The 22,252-nt window shown below is 31.2% G+C and carries 13 protein-coding genes; 4 read left to right on the top strand and 9 right to left on the bottom strand.

Annotated features, from left to right (window positions below; all coding sequences use genetic code 11):
* Positions 1-15 precede the first annotated feature (15 nt).
* The 5 genes from K8Z87_RS08175 to mnmE form a co-directional block, all read right to left on the bottom strand.
* A complete protein-coding gene (locus K8Z87_RS08175) occupies positions 16-2,229 on the bottom strand; it encodes a PorP/SprF family type IX secretion system membrane protein (protein ID WP_227477011.1) in 2,214 nt (737 codons plus the stop codon).
* Position 2,230: 1 nt separating this feature from the next.
* Positions 2,231-3,667, bottom strand: coding sequence for a T9SS type B sorting domain-containing protein (locus K8Z87_RS08170; RefSeq protein WP_227477010.1), 1,437 nt, complete (start codon positions 3,665-3,667; stop codon positions 2,231-2,233).
* Between the two features lie 183 nt (positions 3,668-3,850).
* Complete coding sequence (locus tag K8Z87_RS08165) at positions 3,851-5,176, bottom strand: hypothetical protein (RefSeq protein WP_227477009.1); 1,326 nt, start codon at positions 5,174-5,176, stop codon at positions 3,851-3,853.
* 306 nt (positions 5,177-5,482) lie between these two features.
* Positions 5,483-5,923: a hypothetical protein gene (locus K8Z87_RS08160; protein ID WP_227477008.1), complete on the bottom strand. Its 441-nt coding sequence runs from the start codon at positions 5,921-5,923 to the stop codon at positions 5,483-5,485.
* A gap of 187 nt (positions 5,924-6,110) precedes the next feature.
* Positions 6,111-7,502 carry a tRNA uridine-5-carboxymethylaminomethyl(34) synthesis GTPase MnmE gene (gene mnmE, locus K8Z87_RS08155; protein WP_227477007.1) on the bottom strand — a complete coding sequence of 464 codons (1,392 nt, stop codon included), beginning with the start codon at positions 7,500-7,502 and terminating at the stop codon, positions 6,111-6,113.
* A gap of 138 nt (positions 7,503-7,640) precedes the next feature.
* Between mnmE and K8Z87_RS08150 the strand changes: the two genes are divergently transcribed.
* Positions 7,641-8,792, top strand: coding sequence for a TlpA disulfide reductase family protein (locus K8Z87_RS08150; protein WP_227477006.1), 1,152 nt, complete (start codon positions 7,641-7,643; stop codon positions 8,790-8,792).
* Positions 8,793-8,849: 57 nt separating this feature from the next.
* On the opposite strand, the gene K8Z87_RS08145 is transcribed toward K8Z87_RS08150, so the two are convergent.
* Positions 8,850-10,901: an HD family phosphohydrolase gene (locus K8Z87_RS08145; protein ID WP_227477005.1), complete on the bottom strand. Its 2,052-nt coding sequence runs from the start codon at positions 10,899-10,901 to the stop codon at positions 8,850-8,852.
* Positions 10,902-11,015: 114 nt separating this feature from the next.
* On the opposite strand from K8Z87_RS08145, the gene K8Z87_RS08140 reads away from it, so the two are divergent.
* Positions 11,016-12,194 carry an acetyl-CoA C-acyltransferase gene (locus K8Z87_RS08140; RefSeq protein WP_227477004.1) on the top strand — a complete coding sequence of 393 codons (1,179 nt, stop codon included), beginning with the start codon at positions 11,016-11,018 and terminating at the stop codon, positions 12,192-12,194.
* A gap of 9 nt (positions 12,195-12,203) precedes the next feature.
* Positions 12,204-12,956, top strand: a complete 753-nt coding sequence (locus K8Z87_RS08135) for a C40 family peptidase (RefSeq protein WP_227477003.1) — start codon at positions 12,204-12,206, stop codon at positions 12,954-12,956.
* 58 nt (positions 12,957-13,014) lie between these two features.
* On the opposite strand, the gene K8Z87_RS08130 is transcribed toward K8Z87_RS08135, so the two are convergent.
* Positions 13,015-14,301: a tetratricopeptide repeat protein gene (locus tag K8Z87_RS08130; protein ID WP_227477002.1), complete on the bottom strand. Its 1,287-nt coding sequence runs from the start codon at positions 14,299-14,301 to the stop codon at positions 13,015-13,017.
* 18 nt (positions 14,302-14,319) lie between these two features.
* On the bottom strand, positions 14,320-16,851 hold the full coding sequence (gene gyrA / locus K8Z87_RS08125; protein WP_227477001.1) for a DNA gyrase subunit A: 2,532 nt from the start codon (positions 16,849-16,851) through the stop codon (positions 14,320-14,322).
* Between the two features lie 260 nt (positions 16,852-17,111).
* Between gyrA and K8Z87_RS08120 the strand changes: the two genes are divergently transcribed.
* On the top strand, positions 17,112-19,664 hold the full coding sequence (locus K8Z87_RS08120) for an ATP-dependent Clp protease ATP-binding subunit (RefSeq protein WP_227477000.1): 2,553 nt from the start codon (positions 17,112-17,114) through the stop codon (positions 19,662-19,664).
* 398 nt (positions 19,665-20,062) lie between these two features.
* Here the strand turns inward: K8Z87_RS08120 and K8Z87_RS08115 are convergent.
* On the bottom strand, positions 20,063-22,252 hold a 2,190-nt coding region (locus K8Z87_RS08115; protein WP_227476999.1), incomplete at its 5' end, for a T9SS type A sorting domain-containing protein.

Genomic DNA, 22,252 nt, shown 5'->3' with positions numbered 1-22,252 from the left:
TCTGTTTTCTACATATTAGTTTTCAATTTTTATTATAGATCTTTTTCTATTATATGGCGCTGAATTGTTAAATTCTAATGCATTAGTTGCAGCATCCAAATCACTAAACTTTTCGTAATAGATATAATAATTACTTGTGCTTAAATCAAAAAAGAATTGAATGTTAGATTGCCCTGATGTTATAGCCATTCTTATAAATTCATCTCTCCTAGTCACATCACTGTGTACTGCTAAAACAACATAGTAACCACTTTCGGTGTGTTTTACATCTTTTAAAATTTTAATATTTGATCCTTGATCTTCGCCAAAATCAAATTCTTCAGGATTAAATGTTTCAGAACCTATATCTGTGGTTTGTTTAATTCTATTTAAAGTTGCTAAATCTTTTTGGTAGCGATCTTCTTGATTATCATATGCTGCTCTTTTTATTCTTCGGCTTCTTTCAAAATCTGTAGCAAGTTTTATTTTTTCTAGTTCTCTTTCCATATCTAATAAAGAGCGTTTAGTTTCTTTTTGAACAGATTGTATGATTATAATTTCGTCTAAATAGATTGTAGCTATAGAATCTTCTTGATTAGAATTATTTTTCAGTCGTTGATCATACGACGCCTTTAATTCTCTTATTCTTTGATCTTGAGATTTTATTAAATTATTAATATCTATTCTTAATTCTACTAATTTGGCTTCTTGCGAAGACAAACTCTTAAATGGTTTTGGAGCTTTATAGATACCTTGATCACCAAGGTCATTCTCTTCTTTTAAATCTCTAAGATCTTTTGTGCGTTCTGCAATAGTTTCTTTAATACGGCTTAATACTTTTCTTGTTTTTATTACCGTAGCTGACAACCTTATAGTATCTATAGGTTTAGTTATAGAATCAAATAAATTTTCTTTTATTTGATTTTCTTTTTCTGAAACTTCTACTTGTTCGTCTTTACTTGTTTTAGTTACATTTTTAGTATTCCCTATTACTTCTATTTCAGTTTTAGTCTCCTTATTAACTATAGGTTGTGTTTCACTCTTCGTTTTAATTTTTTTAGATTTTTCATCAGTTAAAACTTTAGCACTAGTTTTTCTCTCAATATCTGCTTTTACAGTATTGGCAATAGAATCTTGTTGTTGTTTTAAATTTTCTTCTTTGTTTACAATAGTAGTTTCTTCTTTTTTAATTACTAATGCATTTTTAGTATTCTCTTTTTTTGACTGTGGCTGATTCTTTCTATTCGCTGCATTAATTTTAGAAGCTATTCTAGATTTCTTTTTGAATTTGTTTTTAGAAATTACAGATGATAATTCTTGATCGTCACTATACAAATAGCGTTTTTTATTTTTGAAACGATATGCTAATGTAATTTCATGAGATGGTCCAAAATCAATTAACTCGCCTATCGTTTTTTCAAAATTATATTCGATGGCAATTTCAGTAGTAATATTTAATCCTAATCCTCCTGATGCACCATATAAAGAATTATAGCCTACTTGTGCCCAAATACCTTTAGGTACAGTTAACATTAGTATTGTAGATAAAATGGTGTTATCTCTAAGAAATTCTGATCGTAATAATCCTGTAAATTTGGCTTCATCAAAAAAACCATAACTATCAATAAAGCCTGTATACATTACATGTGCTTGGATACCTTTTTCTAGATCATTTTCAACTAAACTCGAAGTTGTAAAATTATACAGAGCAAAATTGTTTAATACCAATCCAAAATCAAAAAAGGTAGTTCCGTAGTTAATACCAGGATTAAAGGTTATCAAAAGATTAGAATCTAAGCTATTTAATAAAGGATCTTGGGTATTTGTTATTATTCTTCCTTCATTAATTCCACTATTGTAAAAACCAAGATTAGATCCAAAAGTTAAATTACTATCTCTACCTAAAACAACATTATATGCATAGTTTAAAACACCTCCAAAAGTATTTAATAGACCAAAATTTTGTTGAAAAAAACCAACACCAAACCCCATGTTTTCGTTTAATCTTCCTGCATAACTAAATTTATAAGTCTGCGGAGCATCTGTAAACTCAACCCATTGTCGTTTATTAGAAACACTTGCATATTTATATTGTTCTCTAACAAAACTAAATGTAGGATTAATGGCGTATTTATTAAATGTAATAGAATTTCTAATCGGTAACGAAAAAGATGCTACACCATTATCTTGAGCTTTAACGCTTATAATAATCGAGGAATAAAAGACTATATGTAGTATAAGTTTTTTCACACTATTTTATAACTGTTATAGATCCTTTTCTCGTTCTATTATTTGACGTCGTAATTACATAATAATAAACAGGATTAATATCTTGGAATCGTAATTGATTTAAAGGCCAATTATTTTGATAATTCTTAGTTGTAAAAACAACTTTACCTTGTGCTGAATAAAGAGTAACTTCTGTGTCTGTTCCATCAACAAATGCTTGAGGAATAATCCATGTATCATTAATACCATCTCCATCAGGGCTTATTATATTTGGAATTTCGGCAACATCTGGAAATGGTTCTATTATGGTAAATAAAAATTCTTTAGAACTTATACAACCATCAGTCTGCGTAACACTAACTTTATAATTACCTATTTCGGTAGCTTCATAACTTTCTGTTATAGCACTATCAATAAGCTCGCCATTAAAATACCATCTAAATATAGGATCAATCGCATCTGTAGTTACGGTTACAAATAAACTTTCTCCTTCAGATATAGAATTCGTTTCTAAAACATTTATACTGCTTTCAAAATCATTAGTTAGTAAATCTATTTCAGCATTTGTAGTACACTCTCCTAAATCAATATTTACCGAATAAAAACCTGGCTCATCAGTAGTATAAGTTTGTTCTGTAGCGTCAGTAACCTCTTCTCCGTCTTTAAACCATTGATAGTTTTCTGCATTTATAGTCGTTAAAATTGTTGCTCCTTCACTTGCGCAAAATGGATTATCCATACTAGAGTTTATAGAAACTTCGGTATCTGAAGTAAGCTCAGTTACTGTAACTCTATTAGAAAATGATTCTGAAGTACAGGTGCCATAATTAGTTTCTGCAAAATAGATTCCAGGCGTGTTTACTAATAAAGTTTCACTAGATGCTACAAAAACAGAAGTTGTAGCACTTGTTTCTCTATACCAATTGTATGTTAATGATGGATATTGTAGTGGAGAACTATTATTACTTTCTGGACTATCTATAGTTAAAAGATAACCTCCGTTAGAACAATATGCTGCCGTCTCTATTAAGTTATTAATAGAAAACGGAATATCATGCAGTTTATAATATGCTGCAAAATCTACAGAACCTGTACTATTTGCTGCAGATGAAGAACTTTTAATTCTAATTTTATAGTTTTCTCCTGCTACAGTTGTAGGCATTGAAAAACTTAATGTTGCTGGAGAACTAGTTATAGCACCTTGAGCTGTTGTATAAATTATTTCACTATTAGTAAAACTACCTGAGGCATCAGACAATTCTATGTTAAACTGGTTTGTCTCACTTAGGTTACTTTCTGGCGAAAACGTAAACGTTAAATTAAAGGTATTAAATGTAGGGCTAGCACAAGCTTTACTGAATTGTAAATTAGGTGTGCTAATAACTATTTGAGCATGAGAAATTGAAGCGAATACTATTACAAGAATAAACGTAAAATATGGTTTTGTAAAACTTAACATAATCAATAATTTTAGTTTAGAAAAGGACATAAATATCTAACCCTAACACATAGTGTGCTACGACATCTATTAAACCTATACGAGTTATTATTACATTTAAGAAATACGCTTATGAGAGATTAAACGTTGATCTGTTTTCTTTAAATGTATGGTTAACGTTTATTTACTTTATAAGCTCTTATATTAATCATCATTATCATCATCTTCATAATCATTTGTTGCTATTATTTTATTAATCCTTAATCTAAAATCTGGTAGTTTAGTGTTCAGTATATTTATAAAAGTTTCAGAATCTTTACCTTTAGAGTATACATTGAAAAAAGATAGATTTCCATACCAATTCTCTAGATCTGCATTATTAGAATTGTTTTCTAAAAAGATATTTCCTCTACAATTATTAAAATACATTTCAGAAAATTTAATTTGTTCTAAACTTTCTTGATTTATTTTAATCTGATCATCTAATATAATTGCAGGATTAAAACCAGAAATAACACTTTTGCTCATATCTATTGTTGTATTATTACCAACATATAATGCTTCTGCAATAAGATCTTTATCTAAATCTGCTTCTAAATCTTCTGACCAGTTAAACAGTGTTATATTTTCTGCAATTACTGAAGTACCTTTTTTTGTAAAATCTACTTCACTTGATTTATCGTAAGAAAATAACTGCATGCATCTAGGTCCGTTACTATTAGATGTATATGGTGTGCGTATTGCCAGTGAATTCTGGATATGGCTTTGGGCGCCAAAGTTGAATTTAAAATCGGCACTACCTGCTTTGTATGACACAAGTTTGTATAAGTTTGTTTTACCTCCAAGTATTTCAAACGAATTACTCTCAGAATAACTTACCATAATGTTTTCTATTACCGTTTTACTACCAACACCTGCTAGTGTTAATGCATTAAAATAGTTATCTTTTGAAGTTCTTTTACCAGCATACTCAATTCTTACAAAACGTAATACACCTGAACTACTTTCTAGGTTTTCACCTCCATAATTTGTGTATTGATATGACTTTGTTGAGAGATTAGAATATAGGTTAGATAATGATCCATTCCCAAATTTATTGGTTGGGGCATCACCAAGAATTATTAATCCGCCCCAATCTCCTTGGCGTTTTCTACTTCTATTTGAAGTAAAAACAATAGGATCTGTTTCTGTACCATTAGCTATTATTGTAGCCCCTTTAGAAATTGTTAACGATCCTTTTGTAGCATAGTCTCCTATAATAACCGTACCTGGTTCTATAGAAATTGTTACACTATCCGTCACAAATACATTACCCAGCAATAAATAAACATATTTTTTAGATAATTTAATATCTTTAGATATATGCCCTGTTAAAATTTCAGTAGGCTCATTATAAGTAGCTGTATTAGATTGAAAATCTGTCCAATTATGCAACCAATTATTAATACCGAATATCCCTTTTTCTTGTTGAGCATTAGCACAAAAAAAAGTAAATACAGTAAGTAATGTTATAAGAGTATTTTTTTTCATAAGCTTATATAATTTGTTAGACATTAAATAAGTATTAATCTTATTGTCTTTACCAAATATATAAGCGAACACTACAAAATACCAATTTTTTCGATGAAATGCTTAAAATTTTAATTTTAAATAAAATAAAATAGATTAAACGCAAATATCTTCGTTTAAATGATTTGTAAAAATAACGATTAATAGGACTTATTAATAACTTATAGCATTAAAAATTAATCAATTAGTATAAAAACTATCACATAAAAAAAGTCAATGTTAATTAACATTGACTTAAATTTTATATTAAGAATTATCTAATAAACTTTAATTAAAATCATTGTACTCATGTAATGATTTTAATGTTTCTTCATAGAATAAAATTGCTGCAATTAATTTATCTGTATCTGAATAAGGCAATATTACACTCTGAAAATCTAACGTATTTTCAAGAAATTCATCACTAGCTTTGTGCTGTTTTACTAAAGTTTTTTTATTATCATTATTATCAGGTATTCCCAAAGTAGACATCGTAACTCCTGGTTTAGTAGCAAATGCTATATATGGTAAAATTTTTACGATACTCTGTATACGTTCTCTGTATAAAACTAAAAGTTCACCTTTTTTCATGCTTTGAAGATCATCTAAACTATGGTATTTCGATATACTTACATCTCGATCGATAATACTCTTAGGGTCTTTCTTTTTTTGTGCAAAGCCAATATTAACAGCTAAGAGTAAACTGAATAGAATAATTTTAATTTTCATAAGTAGGTTGTATGGGGTTATATTACAAATTTATGTAATTAATCGTCAAAAACAAGCGTTTTGACGATTAATTTGATTTTAATGTATATAAAAAGCAAGGATATTCAATGAGAGAATTGCTTTTTAAAGTAGTAAATTAATTGAATTAACATCAGTGCATTTCTATTTATGAATGCTTAGACGTTTTCTATTTACCGATACAAAAATTAGCAAAAATATTACCTAATAAATCATCTGTAGTTATTTCACCTGTAATCTCACCAAAATGATATAATGCTTGTCTAATATCTATAGCCAATAAGTCGCCAGAAAGTCCTGAGTCTAAACCGTAGCTCACTTTCTGAGTTTCTTCAAAAGCTTTTAATAAAGCATCGTAATGACGAGAATTTGCAACAATAGTCTCATTATTACGAAGTGCACCTGTGTTAATAAGATTAAGAAGTGAATTGGTTAATTCTTCAACTCCAAAACCTGTTTTAGCAGATAGCATAAGTACATCTACTATAGTTTTATTTATTTCAGAAAGTTGCGTGTCAGTTAGTGTATCTATTTTGTTTGCGATAACTAATAAAGGTTTTTGAGGGTATCTATTTCTTATTTTTTCAATCTCAATTCTTACAGCTTCGAGATTATCAATATTTTTTTGAGCATCAAAAAGATAGATAGTTACCTGTGACTGTTCTATTTTTTCAAAAGTTTTTTTAATTCCAATAGATTCCACAACATCTTTGGTTTCTCGGATTCCTGCAGTATCAATAAATCGAAAACCTATGCCTCCAATTGAGATTTCATCTTCAATAGTATCTCTCGTTGTACCAGCTATTTCAGAAACAATCGCTCTATCTTCATTTAATAAAGCATTTAATAATGTTGATTTCCCAACATTTGGCTCACCAACAATAGCTATAGGAATCCCATTTTTAATGACATTTCCTACTGCAAACGAATCAATGAGACGTTTTAAAACAAAACCGATACGTTCTATCAATTCTTTAAATTGTGTTCTATCTGCAAATTCAACATCTTCTTCAGCAAAATCGAGTTCTAGCTCTATTAAAGACGCAAAGTTTAATAACTCTTCACGTAACTTAGCGATTTCTGAAGAAAAACCTCCACGCATTTGCTGCATAGCAATTTGGTGAGATGCTTCATTATCACTAGATATTAAATCTGCAACTGCTTCAGCTTGACTTAAATCTAACTTACCATTTAAAAACGCACGTAAGGTAAACTCACCTGCGGTTGCCATTCTGCAGCCACTTCGTAAAAACAATTGAATGATTTCTTGTTGAATATATGATGATCCGTGACAAGAAATTTCTATAACGTCCTCGCCAGTATATGAATTTGGACCTTTAAAAACAGTTACTAAAACTTCATCTACAACTCTATCTCTATCAATTATATGTCCTAAATGAATAGTATGCGTTTTTTGATCTTTTAATTGTTTCGTTTTTTTTATAGAACGAAAACAAGAATCTGTTATACTTATAGCATCAACTCCAGAAAGTCTAATAACTGCTATAGCTCCTGTACCAGAGGCAGTAGCTAAAGCTACAATTGTATCATTTTGAAGCATAACAAATCTTTTTACAAAAATATTGCAAATATTATAAGTCTACATTGATATTGAATTCTTTTTATGATATAATTTACACTTGCAAGTGTAAAACTTTCAACTTACTTTTTATATTTGTACATCTCAAAACTATGAAAAATGAAAAAGTTGCTTCCTATTATTCTTATTGGCATAATGATGTCTTCATGTCAAAAAGAAGTTAGAACAGATTACATTATTGAAGGTACTGCTAAAGATGTCTACAATGGTATACGAGTGTATTTAAATGAATTGGATCAAAGAGGCAGACCTGTGCCTGTTGATACTGCTATAGTATTAAATGGATCTTTTACTTTTAATGGAAAAGTACCTTATCCTAAACTTTATTTCCTTACCATGAATGGATCACCAGGACGCATCCCTTTAATGATTGAGAATACAAAAATGACCTTAGATGTTGATAAAAAAATATTAAGTAATTCTATATTATCAGGATCCGATTCACATGATTTATTACATGAATTTAATACTACTTTAAATAAAATTAAAGAAGATTTAAATACCGTAAGTAAAAACTATAGTGATGCACAATTTTTAAGAGATTCGGTTAATATGAAGTCTGATAAAGTTGTGCTTGAAAAATTGCAAGAAAAATTAGCAAATTATCCATTTGATTTTATTGAAGAACATAGTAATAGTAATACTGTTTTAGAAATTTTTCAATCACAATTACGTGTTGCAAATGCTGATTATCCTAAAATTAAAACTCTCTTTGATAACTTAGATCAATCTGTAAAAATCACACAAAAAGGGATCACAATAAAGAGTATTATCGAGCAAACTATAGCCAAAATAGAAGCACAAAAAAACACAGCTATTGGTGCAATAGCACCTCCGTTTTCTGCACCAGATCCTGAAGGGAAAGAACTGGCTATATCTGAGGTGTATAGTAAAGGTAAAATTACTATCATAGATTTTTGGGCGGCTTGGTGTGGGCCATGCCGAAGAGAAAACCCTAACCTAGTAAAAATATATGACCAATATCACGATAAAGGGCTAGAAATTATTGGTGTTTCGCTAGATGGTCGTCGCGGTCAACAAAACCCTAAAGAAGCATGGATAAAGGCTATTGAAGATGATAAATTAACTTGGAATCATGTTTCAAATTTAACTTACTTTGATAAAATAGCGCAATCGTACAATGTTAACGCTATTCCTGCTATGTTTATTTTAGATGATAAAGGTGCTATAATTGCAAAAAATCTAAGAGGTAAAGCTCTAGAACTCAAAGTTGCTGAACTCTTAAATTAACACACTAACATACATAGTATATAGAAAAGCCTACTAAAATTATTTAATAGGTTTTTTTTATTCTGGATATTCAATACGCAAATGATAAATATTTGCAAGTTTTAATTTAAGGACTTTCTTTATAGCTTGAATCTCTTTAAACGTAATATCAGCATTTAAAAATTGCCCCATATCCATTTGTTTATTAATAATATTTTCTACAAAATCATTAATCTTAGAACTGGTAGGAGCTTTTAAACTTTTAGAAGCAGCCTCTACACTATCACACATCATTAAAATGGCTGTTTCTTTACTAAACGGTTTTGGTCCTGGATATGAAAAATCAGATACCATAGTTTTATCATCTAAAGTCTTTTCTTTCATATAAAAATAATATACAACGCTTGTTCCATGATGCGTACGAATAAAATCTATAACTCGATCTGGGAGATTATTCTTTTTAGCAATTTCTATTCCGTCTAATACATGGTTTATTATAATATCTGAACTTTCTTTTGAAGATAACTCTTCATGAGGATTAATACCTGTAGATTGATTCTCTGTAAAATATGTTGGGTTTTTCATTTTGCCAATATCATGGTATAATGCTCCTACTCTAACTAACATTGCATTAGCACCAATTTCATTAGCAGATGCTTCTGCCAAGTTTGCTACATTTAATGAATGATGGAAAGTCCCTGGTGCTTTATTTGATAATTCTTTTAAAAGCTTTGTATTGGTGTCCGATAATTCTAATAAAGAGACATCAGATACTAAACCAAAAATCTTTTCATATATATAAATTAATGGCTGAACAAATAGTGTAGCTAAACCACATAAAACAAATAACCCAAATGTATCTAATTTAAGCGTTGTAATTTGCCCTTCATGTATTACAAAAAAAGCAAAATAGGCTATAATATAAATTAATGTTATTTGGCCTACAGAGATAAATAAATTAGCTCTTTTATATAATTCAGATACAGTAAGAATCGTTACGATACCTGCTATAATTTGTAAAAACATATACTCATAACTGTTAGGCACAATAAACCCTAAAAGCAACACCGTAAGTACATGAGCAAAAAGACCTAATCTAGCATCAAAAAAAGCTTTTAAAACTAGTGGAAGTATACATAAAGGAACAACATATAGGTATTGAGAATTATAATTAATAACTAACGTTGTCAATACTATCATAACAACTATATTGAAAAATATAAATGTTACTTTAGTATTGTTCGAAAACACATCTAATCTATATTTTTTTAAAAACAGTAATAACATCAATAGTGTTAACGCAACCAAAAGCGTGTAAGCAAATAAAACCCAATTATAATTTGCAGTATTCCATACTTGAGATTCATATTCTGTTTTTAAGGATGATAAAATATTAAATTGCTCATCTTCTACAACTTGCCCTTTAGAGATTATAAGTGTTCCATTAATTATACTGCCTCTTGTAGGTGATATTTTTGAAAGTTCTTCTTCAAGTAAATTGTCTGTTAACGATTTATTTATAGTTATGTTAGGTTTTATTATATCAAAAAATAAAGACACAAAATCATCTTTATATATATAAAGAGATCCATCATTCAGTATGTTTTCTATACTAGACCTTATTTCACTTTGCTTATATAAATCTTTAAATTGAATTTTTTCTTTTTGAATGTTATTTTCAATTAAAATTACGGTACGTTCACTATCATATGCATATACTGAATTTAAAATTCCATATTTATAATATTCATTTATAGCGTTTTGTCCTTTTTCAAAGAGTGAGAATCTTTCATTTAGTACTGAAACAGAGTCTTTAAAAACGATATTAAATGTTTCTAAATAATTATCTAGGACTTCATTTTTTATTTCTGAATCTATATTAAAGTATATCTCGCTAGATTGAGTAATCTGTGCCTTTTCGAGATTTAGCTCTTGATCTGTTTTTTTAATGGCAAAATCAAAAGGAGCATATAAATTTTCTGATTGCCATGGTTTCCCTTTTTCAAAAGAATATTTAAATTTCCCTGTTTTAGGGAATAGATAGACAATGAATAAAGTCGTCGCTAAAAATAAAAGCAGTTTATAAATTAACGCATGATTGCGGTACCATTTATTAATAAGTTCTTTCATATATAACCAAAAGTACTAAATATATAAATTTTAAGACTTGTATAATTTTTATTTCACTCTAAATTCTCTCAAAAATTGATTAATTTCGCTACTAGAAATTTAAAATAAATTATAATGAATAAAGATGTCGTAATTGTTTCTGCTGTAAGAACTCCTATAGGAAGTTTTATGGGAGCATTATCTACAATCCCAGCTCCAAAATTAGGTGCTATGGCGATTAAAGCAGCTTTAAATAAAATAAATTTAGAACCAAGATTAGTTGAAGAGGTATTAATGGGTAATGTGGTGCAAGCTGGTACTGGTCAAGCACCTGCAAGACAAGCTGCCATTTTTGCTGGCATTCCTGATTCGGTGCCTTGTACAACTATAAATAAAGTTTGTGCTTCTGGCATGAAAGCTGTAATGCAAGCTGCACAGTCGATTCAATTGGGTGATGCAAATATTATAGTTGCTGGTGGTATGGAAAACATGAGTTTAATCCCTCATTACTATCATGCTAGAACATCCACAAAATTTGGATCTGCCACATTTGAAGATGGTATGCAAAAAGACGGATTAGTAGATGCTTACGATAAAAATGCCATGGGAGTTTGTGCAGACGCTTGTGCAATAGAACATAAGTTTTCTAGAGAAGACCAAGATGCATATGCCATTCAATCATATAATAGATCTACCGCAGCTTGGGATTCCGGAAAATTTAATAACGAAGTTATACCTGTAGAAGTACCACAGAGACGTGGTGACGCTATAATTGTTGATAAAGATCAAGAATATACTAGTGTTAAAATGGAAAAAATCCCTGCATTGAGGCCGGCTTTTACAAAAGAAGGTACTGTTACTGCAGCTAATGCATCTACTATAAATGATGGCGCTGCAGCTATGGTATTAATGAGTAGAGATAAAGCCGAAGAATTAGGCTTAACACCTATTGCTACAATTAAAAGCTATGCTGATGCTGCTCAAGAACCTAAATGGTTTACAACTGCACCTGCAAAAGCATTACCAAAAGCAATATCTAAAGCTGGAATTTCTATTGACGACATTGATTTCTTTGAGTTTAATGAAGCGTTCTCTGTAGTTGGTTTAGCTAATATGAAAATTTTAGGACTTAATGATAGTAATGTTAATGTCAATGGTGGCGCTGTTTCGTTAGGTCATCCCTTAGGCTGCTCTGGAGCTAGGATATTAGTTACATTAATAAATGTATTAGAACAAAATGATGCTAAGCTAGGTGCTGCAGCTATTTGTAATGGAGGTGGCGGAGCTTCTGCAATGGTGTTAGAGCGTTCATAAAATCTTTTTATGCAATACGGAATTTGCAATCTTGGAATTGTACCATTACGATTAGAACCTAACGATGACTCTGAGATGGTATCTCAAGTCTTATATGGCGAACATTTTAAGGTTTTAGAACAACGAAAAAAATGGAGTCGTATTCGTATTGCTTTTGATAATTATGAAGGTTGGTTAGATAATAAGCAGTATAAAGAAATAGATGAAAAACACTATACGTTTCTATCTAATTCTGAACCCGTATTGTCAACTGATTTAGTTGAGTTTGTTTCTGATGACTCTAACCACGCCATTTATACAATACCCCTAGGATCTTGCATTAATGGTTTGCATCTTTTAAATCATGTTTTTGATGGTAATTCTGTAAATTCTAAAAATGAAAAAGCAGGGTTAATCAAAACCGCTTATTTGTATTTAAACACTCCTTATTTATGGGGAGGAAAAACCCCTTTTGGTATTGATTGTTCTGGATTTACCCAAATGGTTTATAAACTTAACGGACATCAATTATTAAGAGACGCCTCGCAACAAGCTACTCAAGGAGAAGCCTTAAGTTTTATTGAAGAAAGTGAGCCTGGAGATTTAGCTTTTTTTGACAATAATGAAGGGCACATAATACATGTAGGTATTATTTTAGAGAATAATTATATTATTCATGCGCATGGTAAAGTACGGATAGACCGTATAGATCATAGTGGTATTTACAATATAGAATCTGGCTTACATACTCATAAGTTAAGAGTTATTAAAAAAATATTTTAAAATAAAAAAGCGAATCAATACGATTCGCTTTTTTATACTACTTATTACTTTTCTATGTTTAATTACCTGAAGCTTTTGCATCTAATTCAGCAACTTTTGCTTTCATAGCTTTAAATTTATCAGTTTCACCTAATGTACTGTAAATATTCATCAAAGTTCTAGCTGCCTCAACATTAGTCTTATTTAACTCCAATGCTTTTTCTAAAAAAGGGATAGCTTCACTATACAGACCTTTACGCTTTTCTAATAAAGTGTCATATCGCTCATTATCTGCCGAACTGCTTCCTAATCCGTTCATTTCTTCAACAATTGCTAATTCACCATTTAATATTGCTACAGCCATATTAGTGTATGCATCAGCATAGTTTGGGTCTAATTCTATTGCTTTCTTATAATATTTTTTAGCAGAATCAACATTTCCTCCTTCAGCTGCTAAAGCTCCCAAATTAAATTGCAACTCTGCATTTTCAGGATCCATTGTTGTTGCAATTTCCATCAAATCCTTAAACTTATCCCTATTTCCCATTTTTAATTGCACATTAGCTTCAGATAATATTAAACCTAAGTCGTTAGGGTTTTCTTTACGAGCATCCGCCATAGCTGCTATAGCTTTTTCATTTTCATTTTGAGCAACATAAATTAATGCAATATTCTTTATAATCTCTGCAGATTTAGATTTAGATAATTCTACTCTTGGATTAATATATGTCTTAGAGACTATTGCTATATCTCTCGTTTTCTTGTCAGAAAAATTTTCTTCCACACCAGTTTCTTTATTTGTAGCTAAATAATTGGTTTTTATCCCTGTATAACCCATATTTTTTAACTGAAGGTATTGTGCTAAAGAAGTCTCATAATCTTGCGCATTTACTGCAGTAGATGCCGCATAATATAAATATGTTGTATCTTTTGGAGAAAGCTTATATGCTGTTTCAAAATTTTTAGAAGCAATTAAATAATTTTTATTTGTAAGTGCTTTGTCTGCTCGTTGTAAGAAATTTTGAAGCATTGAAGCTTTAATTGTATTTGCTTCTTCAGTATACTTTAACTTACCTACCTTAGATTCTAAATCTTTAAGATCGTCTAAGCTTTTTATTGCCTTACTTATATCATCATTTGTTCCTGCACCACTAGCATACAAAGCTTGAGCTTTTAGAAAATAAAACTTGGCCTTAGTTTTATCATCCATATTACCTATTAAAGCATCTGCAGATGCAACAGATGTTTTAGCCGCAGCAAAGTTGTTACTTTTCAGCGCCTTTTCTAGTGCCTTAATCTCGTTTTTTTGAGCATAAGACATTGAGCTAATTAAAATAGCACACATTAAAGTTATTAATTTTCTCATTTTTATAATCAATTTTAGTTAATCTTCGTTTTTAGTAGTATTATCAAGAGTTGTGCCGTTTTCAGTAGCACTCTCATTATCAATGTTTTCGTCTTCTAATTCTGGATCTTCATCATCCTTCATTACTTTTGCTACCGCAGCTATAGAATCGTTTCCTTTAAGGTTAATTAATTTTACTCCTTGAGTTGCTCTTCCCATAACTCTTAAATCAGCAACAGCCATTCTAATTGCAATACCTGACTTATTAATGATCATTAAATCATCTTCATCAGTTACATTTTTTATGGCCACTAAGTTACCAGTTTTTTCTGTAATAGAAATGGTTTTTACACCTTTACCACCTCTATTTGTAACTCTATAATCTTCGAGGCTAGAACGTTTTCCGTAACCGTTTTCAGAAACTACAAGTATATTACTTTCCATATCATCAACAGCAATCATACCTATAACTTCGTCATTTTTACTTTGAAGTGTAATTCCTCTTACACCAGATGCATTACGCCCCATTGGTCTAGTTTTAGCTTCTTCAAAACGAATAGCTTTACCAGATTTAAGTGCTAACATCACTTGGCTTTCTCCTGTCGTTAATTTAGCTTCAAGTAATTCATCTTCTTCTCTAATGGTAATTGCATTAATACCATTTGTTCTAGGTCGAGAATATTGTTCTAAAGATGTTTTCTTTACTTGACCATTTTTAGTTGCCATGATTACATAATGATTATTAATATAATCTTCATCTTTTAAATCTTGGGTACAAATAAATGCCATTACCTTATCGTCTTGTTCTATATTAATAAGGTTTTGTATTGCTCTTCCCTTTGATGTTTTAGCACCTTCTGGAATTTCATAAACACGCATCCAGAAACATTTTCCTTTTTGTGTGAAAAATAACATGTATTGGTGGTTGGTTCCTACAAATAAATGTTCTAAGAAATCTTCATTACGTGTTGTTGATGCTTTTTGTCCAACTCCTCCTCTATTTTGTGTTTTATATTCTGTAAGCGATGTTCTTTTAATATAACCAGCATGCGAAATAGTAATGACTACTTTTTCATCCGGAATCATATCTTCAATACTTAAATCACCTCCAGCATATTCTATAAGAGAACGTCTATCATCTCCATACTTATCTTTTACAACAAGTAATTCTTCTTTAATAATATCCATTCTTCGATCTTCTTTATCTAAAATATCTTTTAGATCTTCAATCGTTTTCATTAACTCATCATATTCAGCTCTAAGCTTATCTTGTTCTAAACCAGTTAACTGACGTAATCGCATTTCTACAATAGCCTTGGCTTGAATCTCAGTTAACTCAAAACGTTCTATCAATTTGGCTCTTGCTTCATCTGCATTAGAAGATGCTCTAATTAAAGCTATAACTTCATCTATATTGTCTGAAGCTATAATTAAACCTTCTAATATATGAGCACGCTCTTCTGCTTTCTTTAATTCATATTTTGTACGTCTTACAACTACATCATGTCTATGCTCTACAAAATGATGAATTAAATCCTTTAAATTCAACATTTCTGGTCTACCATTTACCAGTGCAATATTATTAACACTAAAAGATGACTGTAATGCTGTGTATTTATACAGTTTATTTAATACTATATTAGGTATTGCATCGCGCTTTAAAACATAAACGATACGCATACCATTTCTATCTGATTCATCTCTAATTGTAGAAATACCATCGATTTTTTTATCATTTACTAAATCAGCAGTTTTTTTAATCATATCTGCTTTATTAACTTGATAAGGTATCTCTTCAACTATGATGCATTCTCTCCCATTTACTTCTTCAATATTTGCTTTTCCTCTTAGCACAACTCGTCCTCTCCCTGTATGAAAAGCTTCTTTAACACCATCATAGCCGTAAATTGTTCCTCCAGTAGGAAAATCTGGCGCTTTAATGTAGGTCATCAATTCATCAATATCAATGTCTCTATTCTCTATATACGCAACAGTACCATCTACAACTTCACTCAAATTATGTGGAGGCATATTTGTTGCCATACCTACTGCTATACCAGACGCACCATTTACCAACAAACCAGGAATTCTAGTCGGAAGAACTGTTGGTTCTTTTAAGGTGTCATCAAAGTTTAGTTTATGGTCTACTGTATCTTTCTCAATATCTGCCAACATATCTTCAGATATCTTACGCATTCTAGCTTCAGTATAACGCATAGCTGCAGGACTATCACCATCGATAGATCCAAAATTTCCTTGGCCATCTACTAACATATAACGTAAACTCCATTCTTGAGCCATACGTACCATAGTATCATAAACAGATGTATCCCCATGTGGATGATATTTACCTAATACTTCACCAACTATTCTTGCTGATTTTTTATGAGCAGTATTTGCTCTAACACCAAGTTCGTGCATACCGTATAAAACACGTCTATGCACAGGTTTTAAACCATCCCTAACATCTGGTAAGGCACGTGACACAATGACTGACATCGAATAATCGATGTAAGCGGATTTCATTTCGTCTTCAATGTTAATAGGGATCAATTTTTCGCCTTCTGCCATATTATATTTAATTAGATTTTTGTAGGTTTTTCATAACGTGCTAATATAAGTATTTTACCAAGTTTTACTCTATTTTAAAACAGCCTATTTCGCAGTATTTATTAACAAATTTTAAGGCTATTTTCGTTAATAAGTATGTGCTATTTCATTTTGATTTACAATGCATTTTTATTCTATTCGTTAAATACATATTAATTAGGTATAGTTTTTGAATAAGTATACTTTGAATTTATTATTTTTAATGCAGAAAGGAGTTTATTATGGATGATAATTTTTCCCCAAGAGTTAAAGATGTAATTGCTTATAGCAAAGAAGAAGCGCTACGTCTAGGTCATGATTTTATAGGAACCGAGCATTTAATGCTAGGCTTACTTAGAGATGGAAATGGCAAAGCTATTGACATCTTAAGTTCTTTAGATATAGACTTAAATCATTTAAGGCGAAAAGTTGAAATTTTAAGCCCAGCAAATCCAAATGTCTCAATAGTTTCTAATGATAAAAAAAACTTGCATTTAACACGCCAAGCTGAGCGTGCTTTAAAAACAACATTTTTAGAAGCTAAACTCTTTCAGAGTACCTCGATTAATACTGCACATTTATTATTGTGTATTTTAAGAAACGAGAATGATCCTACAACTAAGCTTTTAAATAAACTTAAAGTAGATTATGATAATGTAAAAGAAGAATTTAAATCTATGATTACAAGCGAAGATGATTATTTAGAAACACCAAAAGCAGAATCTTTTTCTGATGATGATACAAACGAAAATGAAGAAGATGACAAGCAAAATCCTTTTGGTAGTCAAACTTCTAAAACCAATAAAAAGTCTAAAACACCTGTTTTAGACAACTTTGGAAGAGATTTAACAGTCTTAGCCGAAGACGGTAAATTAGACCCTGTAGTGGGTCGAGAAGCTGAAATACAGCGTGTTTCGCAAATACTAAGTCGAAGAAAAAAGAATAACCCTTTATTAATAGGTGAACCTGGTGTAGGTAAATCTGCCATTGCTGAAGGTTTAGCTTTAAGAATTGTTAAACGTAAAGTGTCGCGTACACTTTTTAACAAACGTGTAGTCACTTTAGACTTAGCAAGTTTAGTTGCTGGCACAAAGTATCGAGGACAATTTGAAGAACGCATGAAAGCAGTAATGAATGAGCTTGAAAAGAATGACGATATCATTCTTTTTATTGATGAAATTCATACAATTGTTGGAGCTGGTGGAGCTACAGGAAGTTTAGATGCTTCAAATATGTTTAAACCTGCCTTAGCAAGAGGCGAAATACAATGTATAGGAGCTACTACATTAGATGAATACAGACAATATATTGAAAAAGATGGAGCATTAGAACGTCGTTTTCAAAAAGTTATCGTTGAACCAACTTCTGTAGAAGAAACTATTGAAATTCTAAATAATATTAAAAGCAAATACGAAGAACATCATAATGTTGAATATACAGATGAAGCTATTGAAGCTTGTGTAAAGTTAACCAACAGATATATGACTGAGCGCTTTCTGCCAGACAAAGCTATTGATGCTTTAGATGAAGCCGGTTCTCGTGTTCATATTACAAATATTGATGTTCCTAAACAGATTCTTGAATTAGAAAAGAAAGTTGAAGACATAAAAAGTGTTAAAGATTCTGCTGTTAAAAAACAGAAGTATGAAGAAGCTGCAAAGCTTAGAGACGATGAAAAACGTTTAGAAAAAGAATTGGCTACTGCGCAAGAAAAATGGGAAGAAGAAACCAAACAGCATCGTGAAGTGGTTACTGAAGATAATGTAGCTGATGTCGTTTCTATGATGACAGGTATTCCTGTTAATAAAATTGCGCAAACAGAAATTAATAAACTGGCAGAACTACCAAATCTTATTAAAGGACGTGTTATTGGTCAAGATCAAGCTGTTGCTAAGGTCGTAAAAGCCATTCAGAGAAACAGAGCTGGACTTAAAGACCCTAATAAGCCAATTGGGTCGTTTATATTTTTAGGGCAAACAGGTGTTGGTAAAACACAATTAGCTAAAGTCTTAGCTAATGAGTTATTTGATAATGATGACGCTCTTGTAAGAATAGACATGAGTGAATACATGGAAAAATTTGCTATATCTCGTTTAATTGGCGCACCTCCAGGGTACGTTGGGTATGAAGAAGGTGGTCAACTTACAGAAAAAATAAGACGTAAACCTTATGCTGTAGTTTTACTCGATGAAATTGAAAAAGCGCATCCAGATGTGTTTAATATGTTACTTCAAGTATTAGACGATGGCTATTTAACAGATAGTCTTGGTCGTAAAATTGATTTTAGAAATACAATTATTATTATGACCTCTAATATTGGCGCTCGTAAATTAAAAGATTTCGGTCAAGGAGTTGGTTTTGGTACTTCTGCTAAAGAAGCACAAGCCTCTGACCATGCAAAAGGAGTTATTGAAAATGCACTTAAAAAAGCATTTGCACCTGAATTTTTAAATCGTATAGATGATGTTGTTGTCTTTAATACACTTGAAAAAGAAGATATTAATAAGATTATAGACATAGAATTGGTAAAGCTTATTGAGCGTATTAAAAACCTAGGTTATACCCTTAAACTATCTGCAAAAGCTAAAGATTATATTGCAGATAAAGGTTTCGATCAACAATATGGTGCGCGTCCTTTAAATAGAGCGATACAAAAGTACATTGAGGATGCCCTGGCAGAAGAGATTATTAGTTCTAAAATTCAAGAAGGTGATACTATTTCTATGGATTTTGACGCTAAGTCTGACAGCCTAAAGGTAACCGTGAAATCTTCTAATAAAAAGACAGAATCATAAACCTCTTATTATCCTTTATAAAAAAGAGTCTCTTATATAAGAGGCTCTTTTTATATTGTCTCATCCTGAAATAGTGTTACACTAAAACTTAAGTATAATGAAAAACAATTATGTAAAGCGTACTCAGAAGGACTATCCTATGTCTTTTAAGTTAGATTTAGTTCGAGAAATTGAACAAGGCGAACTCACATGTTCACAAGCAAAATCTAAATTTTATTATTAAACGCTTTCGACTGTGTTCAAAGTGGTAGTTGCACTTTTTGTTGATATCTATATTAGTAATAACAGATTGTATATTCATTTCATTTATAATTATTAAAAAAGACTCGTAAAATAATTTTACGAGTCTTCTTCTTTTAATTGTTAGCTATCTATCAGCTAATCATCTATTAATCTATTTACTTCTTTGCAGAGATTACTTTTTTAGCAAGAGTACCTTTATTTGTAGTCACACGAACTAAATATACTGCGTTTTGCAAACGACTCATATCTAAAGTTGTTCTGCCATTTCTACCTGCTAGATATTTATAATTAGTAGTTGTAGATACTAACGATCCTCTCATATCATAAACATCTATTTTTACATCGGTATTATAATCGAATCTATAATTAACATTTAAAGTATCTTCAAAAGGCACTGGAGACGCACTAAAGTCAACACTACTAGTAGCTTCAGCATCTTGATATTCACATCCTTCAATTGTAGGTCCATCGTAGTTACCTACTAATGGATTATCTGCACTTGTTTCTGTTAAACAAGAAGCTTTCGATTCTGATGTCACTGCATGAACAATAACACTAAATGCTTTACCTGTTACTGGTATAGTTACAGAGTAATTTTCAACAAAACCAATATTCTCATCTACAAATGTATATTGTCCTGGTGCCACCGTTTCTGAACCACCATTAGTAGGATATGGTTGTTCACATGGGCCAACATATATATGTGCTTGGCTTAATGCAAATCCTTCTAAATTATAGTTGAATGTAATTGAACTATCATATTCATTATATTCTATATTAACTGTACCAGCATCGTCGCCGTTAGCTATGTTACAACCAGATGCTCCTGCATAGATATCCATAGCATAACTAGTAAGTCCTTGTTCTGCATCAAAATAAATACTATTAGTCCATCCCCAACGACTAAAGTCTGGAATAAAGCATTGACTAAACTCTGAAGAAACCCTATCATTATCAACAAACACACCATAAGCAGTTTCTGTTTCTGGTATTTTCCATGTATAGGTAATACTACAATTACCTTCGTTTCCGCAGCGATCCTCCGCGCTAAATGTTCTTGTTAAACTATACTCGTGTGTTTCTTCATTAAAAGTAACTCCTTCTCCATCATAGAAATCGTATGTAGTTCCGCTTTCACTACAATTATCGGTATAATCTACACTTGTAATAATAGCATTAGGAATTCCATTTGTACTTACTGGATCACAACCCAAGAATATAGAATCTGAACCTTCATCTGTTGATGGACATGCTATTACTGGTGCTATATCATCATTAATTCTAAACTTACATAGCATAGTATCTTCTGATACGTTACCACATGCATCAACTGCTTCTATACGTATAGAGATTATACGCTCACATCCGTCAGAATCACTATTATTCACAGATCTTACTCTATAAGTTAAATCTTCAGAACAACCATCTTCAAAACATAATTGTAATTCCAATCCGTCTATAGCTCCTAAATCTATACCTGCAACAGAGAATAAATCATCTAAGTCTATAACATCACCTGCTTTAACATCTGTAGTCGCTTCATCAGGACAAACAGCACCATCACTAGTATATAAATCTAATGTTGGTTCTGAACAGTATGGTATTAACTCTGGTCCATCTTCATCAACAGTCCATCTATAAGTTACACTTATTCTGTCTTGTCTTGCTGTTCTATTGCCACAGTTATCTTTAGCGAAATACGTATACGTAACACTTCTATCACATCCTTCATAATCACCTTCTGTTGTAAAATCTACTGCCATAATACCGCAATTATCCATTCCTGCAACTTTCCCTTTCGCTATTAGGCTCTCTCCACTTGGTATTGTTTCTGGATTACACCCTAAGTCAGTTTCTTCGTCTGCAGAAACCCAAATACTTGGTCTTTCTGTATCTACTGTCCATGTGTATGTAACATCTATTCTATCTTCTTCAGCTGTCTCATTACCACAGTTGTCTATTGCAAAATATGTATACGTTATACTTCTACCACAATCATCAATTTCAATATCTCCTGCTTCAAACTCTATTGAAGCTACTCCACAATTATCATCTGCTATGATTCTTTCATACATTATTAAGCTCTGACCATCTGGTATTGCTGTTGGATTACATCCTAGATCTCCACCTAGTCCATGTCCTGATATTGATACTGTTGGTAGTTCTTCATCTACTGTCCATGTGTAAGTGATACTTACTTCCTCTGCTACATTTCCACAATCATCTGTGAAGTTTGCTGTCCAAGTTTGACTTACACCACAACCTTCTGCATCTGCAACAACACCTGTATCAGTTATTACTATATCGCCTGGGCTACATGCCTCTGTTAATGTAAATACTGGCAC

It is taken from the genome of Winogradskyella immobilis (assembly GCF_021887715.1).
Taxonomy (GTDB): Bacteria; Bacteroidota; Bacteroidia; order Flavobacteriales; family Flavobacteriaceae; genus Winogradskyella; species Winogradskyella immobilis.
The sequence above is the reverse complement of the archived record's forward strand: the minus strand, read 5'-3'. Positions and strand labels throughout refer to the sequence as shown.

Bases quoted from the DNA above. Each gene is read 5' to 3' on its own strand.
- K8Z87_RS08165 (WP_227477009.1), bottom strand. From the start codon at position 5,176: ATGAAAAAAAATACTCTTATAACATTACTTACTGTATTTACTTTTTTT.
- K8Z87_RS08120 (WP_227477000.1), top strand. From the start codon at position 17,112: ATGGATGATAATTTTTCCCCAAGAGTTAAAGATGTAATTGCTTATAGC.
- K8Z87_RS08170 (WP_227477010.1), bottom strand. From the start codon at position 3,667: ATGTTAAGTTTTACAAAACCATATTTTACGTTTATTCTTGTAATAGTA.
- K8Z87_RS08130 (WP_227477002.1), bottom strand. From the start codon at position 14,301: ATGAGAAAATTAATAACTTTAATGTGTGCTATTTTAATTAGCTCAATG.
- K8Z87_RS08135 (WP_227477003.1), top strand. From the start codon at position 12,204: ATGCAATACGGAATTTGCAATCTTGGAATTGTACCATTACGATTAGAA.
- mnmE (WP_227477007.1), bottom strand. From the start codon at position 7,502: ATGCTTCAAAATGATACAATTGTAGCTTTAGCTACTGCCTCTGGTACA.
- K8Z87_RS08140 (WP_227477004.1), top strand. From the start codon at position 11,016: ATGAATAAAGATGTCGTAATTGTTTCTGCTGTAAGAACTCCTATAGGA.
- K8Z87_RS08150 (WP_227477006.1), top strand. From the start codon at position 7,641: ATGAAAAAGTTGCTTCCTATTATTCTTATTGGCATAATGATGTCTTCA.
- K8Z87_RS08145 (WP_227477005.1), bottom strand. From the start codon at position 10,901: ATGAAAGAACTTATTAATAAATGGTACCGCAATCATGCGTTAATTTAT.
- K8Z87_RS08160 (WP_227477008.1), bottom strand. From the start codon at position 5,923: ATGAAAATTAAAATTATTCTATTCAGTTTACTCTTAGCTGTTAATATT.
- gyrA (WP_227477001.1), bottom strand. From the start codon at position 16,851: ATGGCAGAAGGCGAAAAATTGATCCCTATTAACATTGAAGACGAAATG.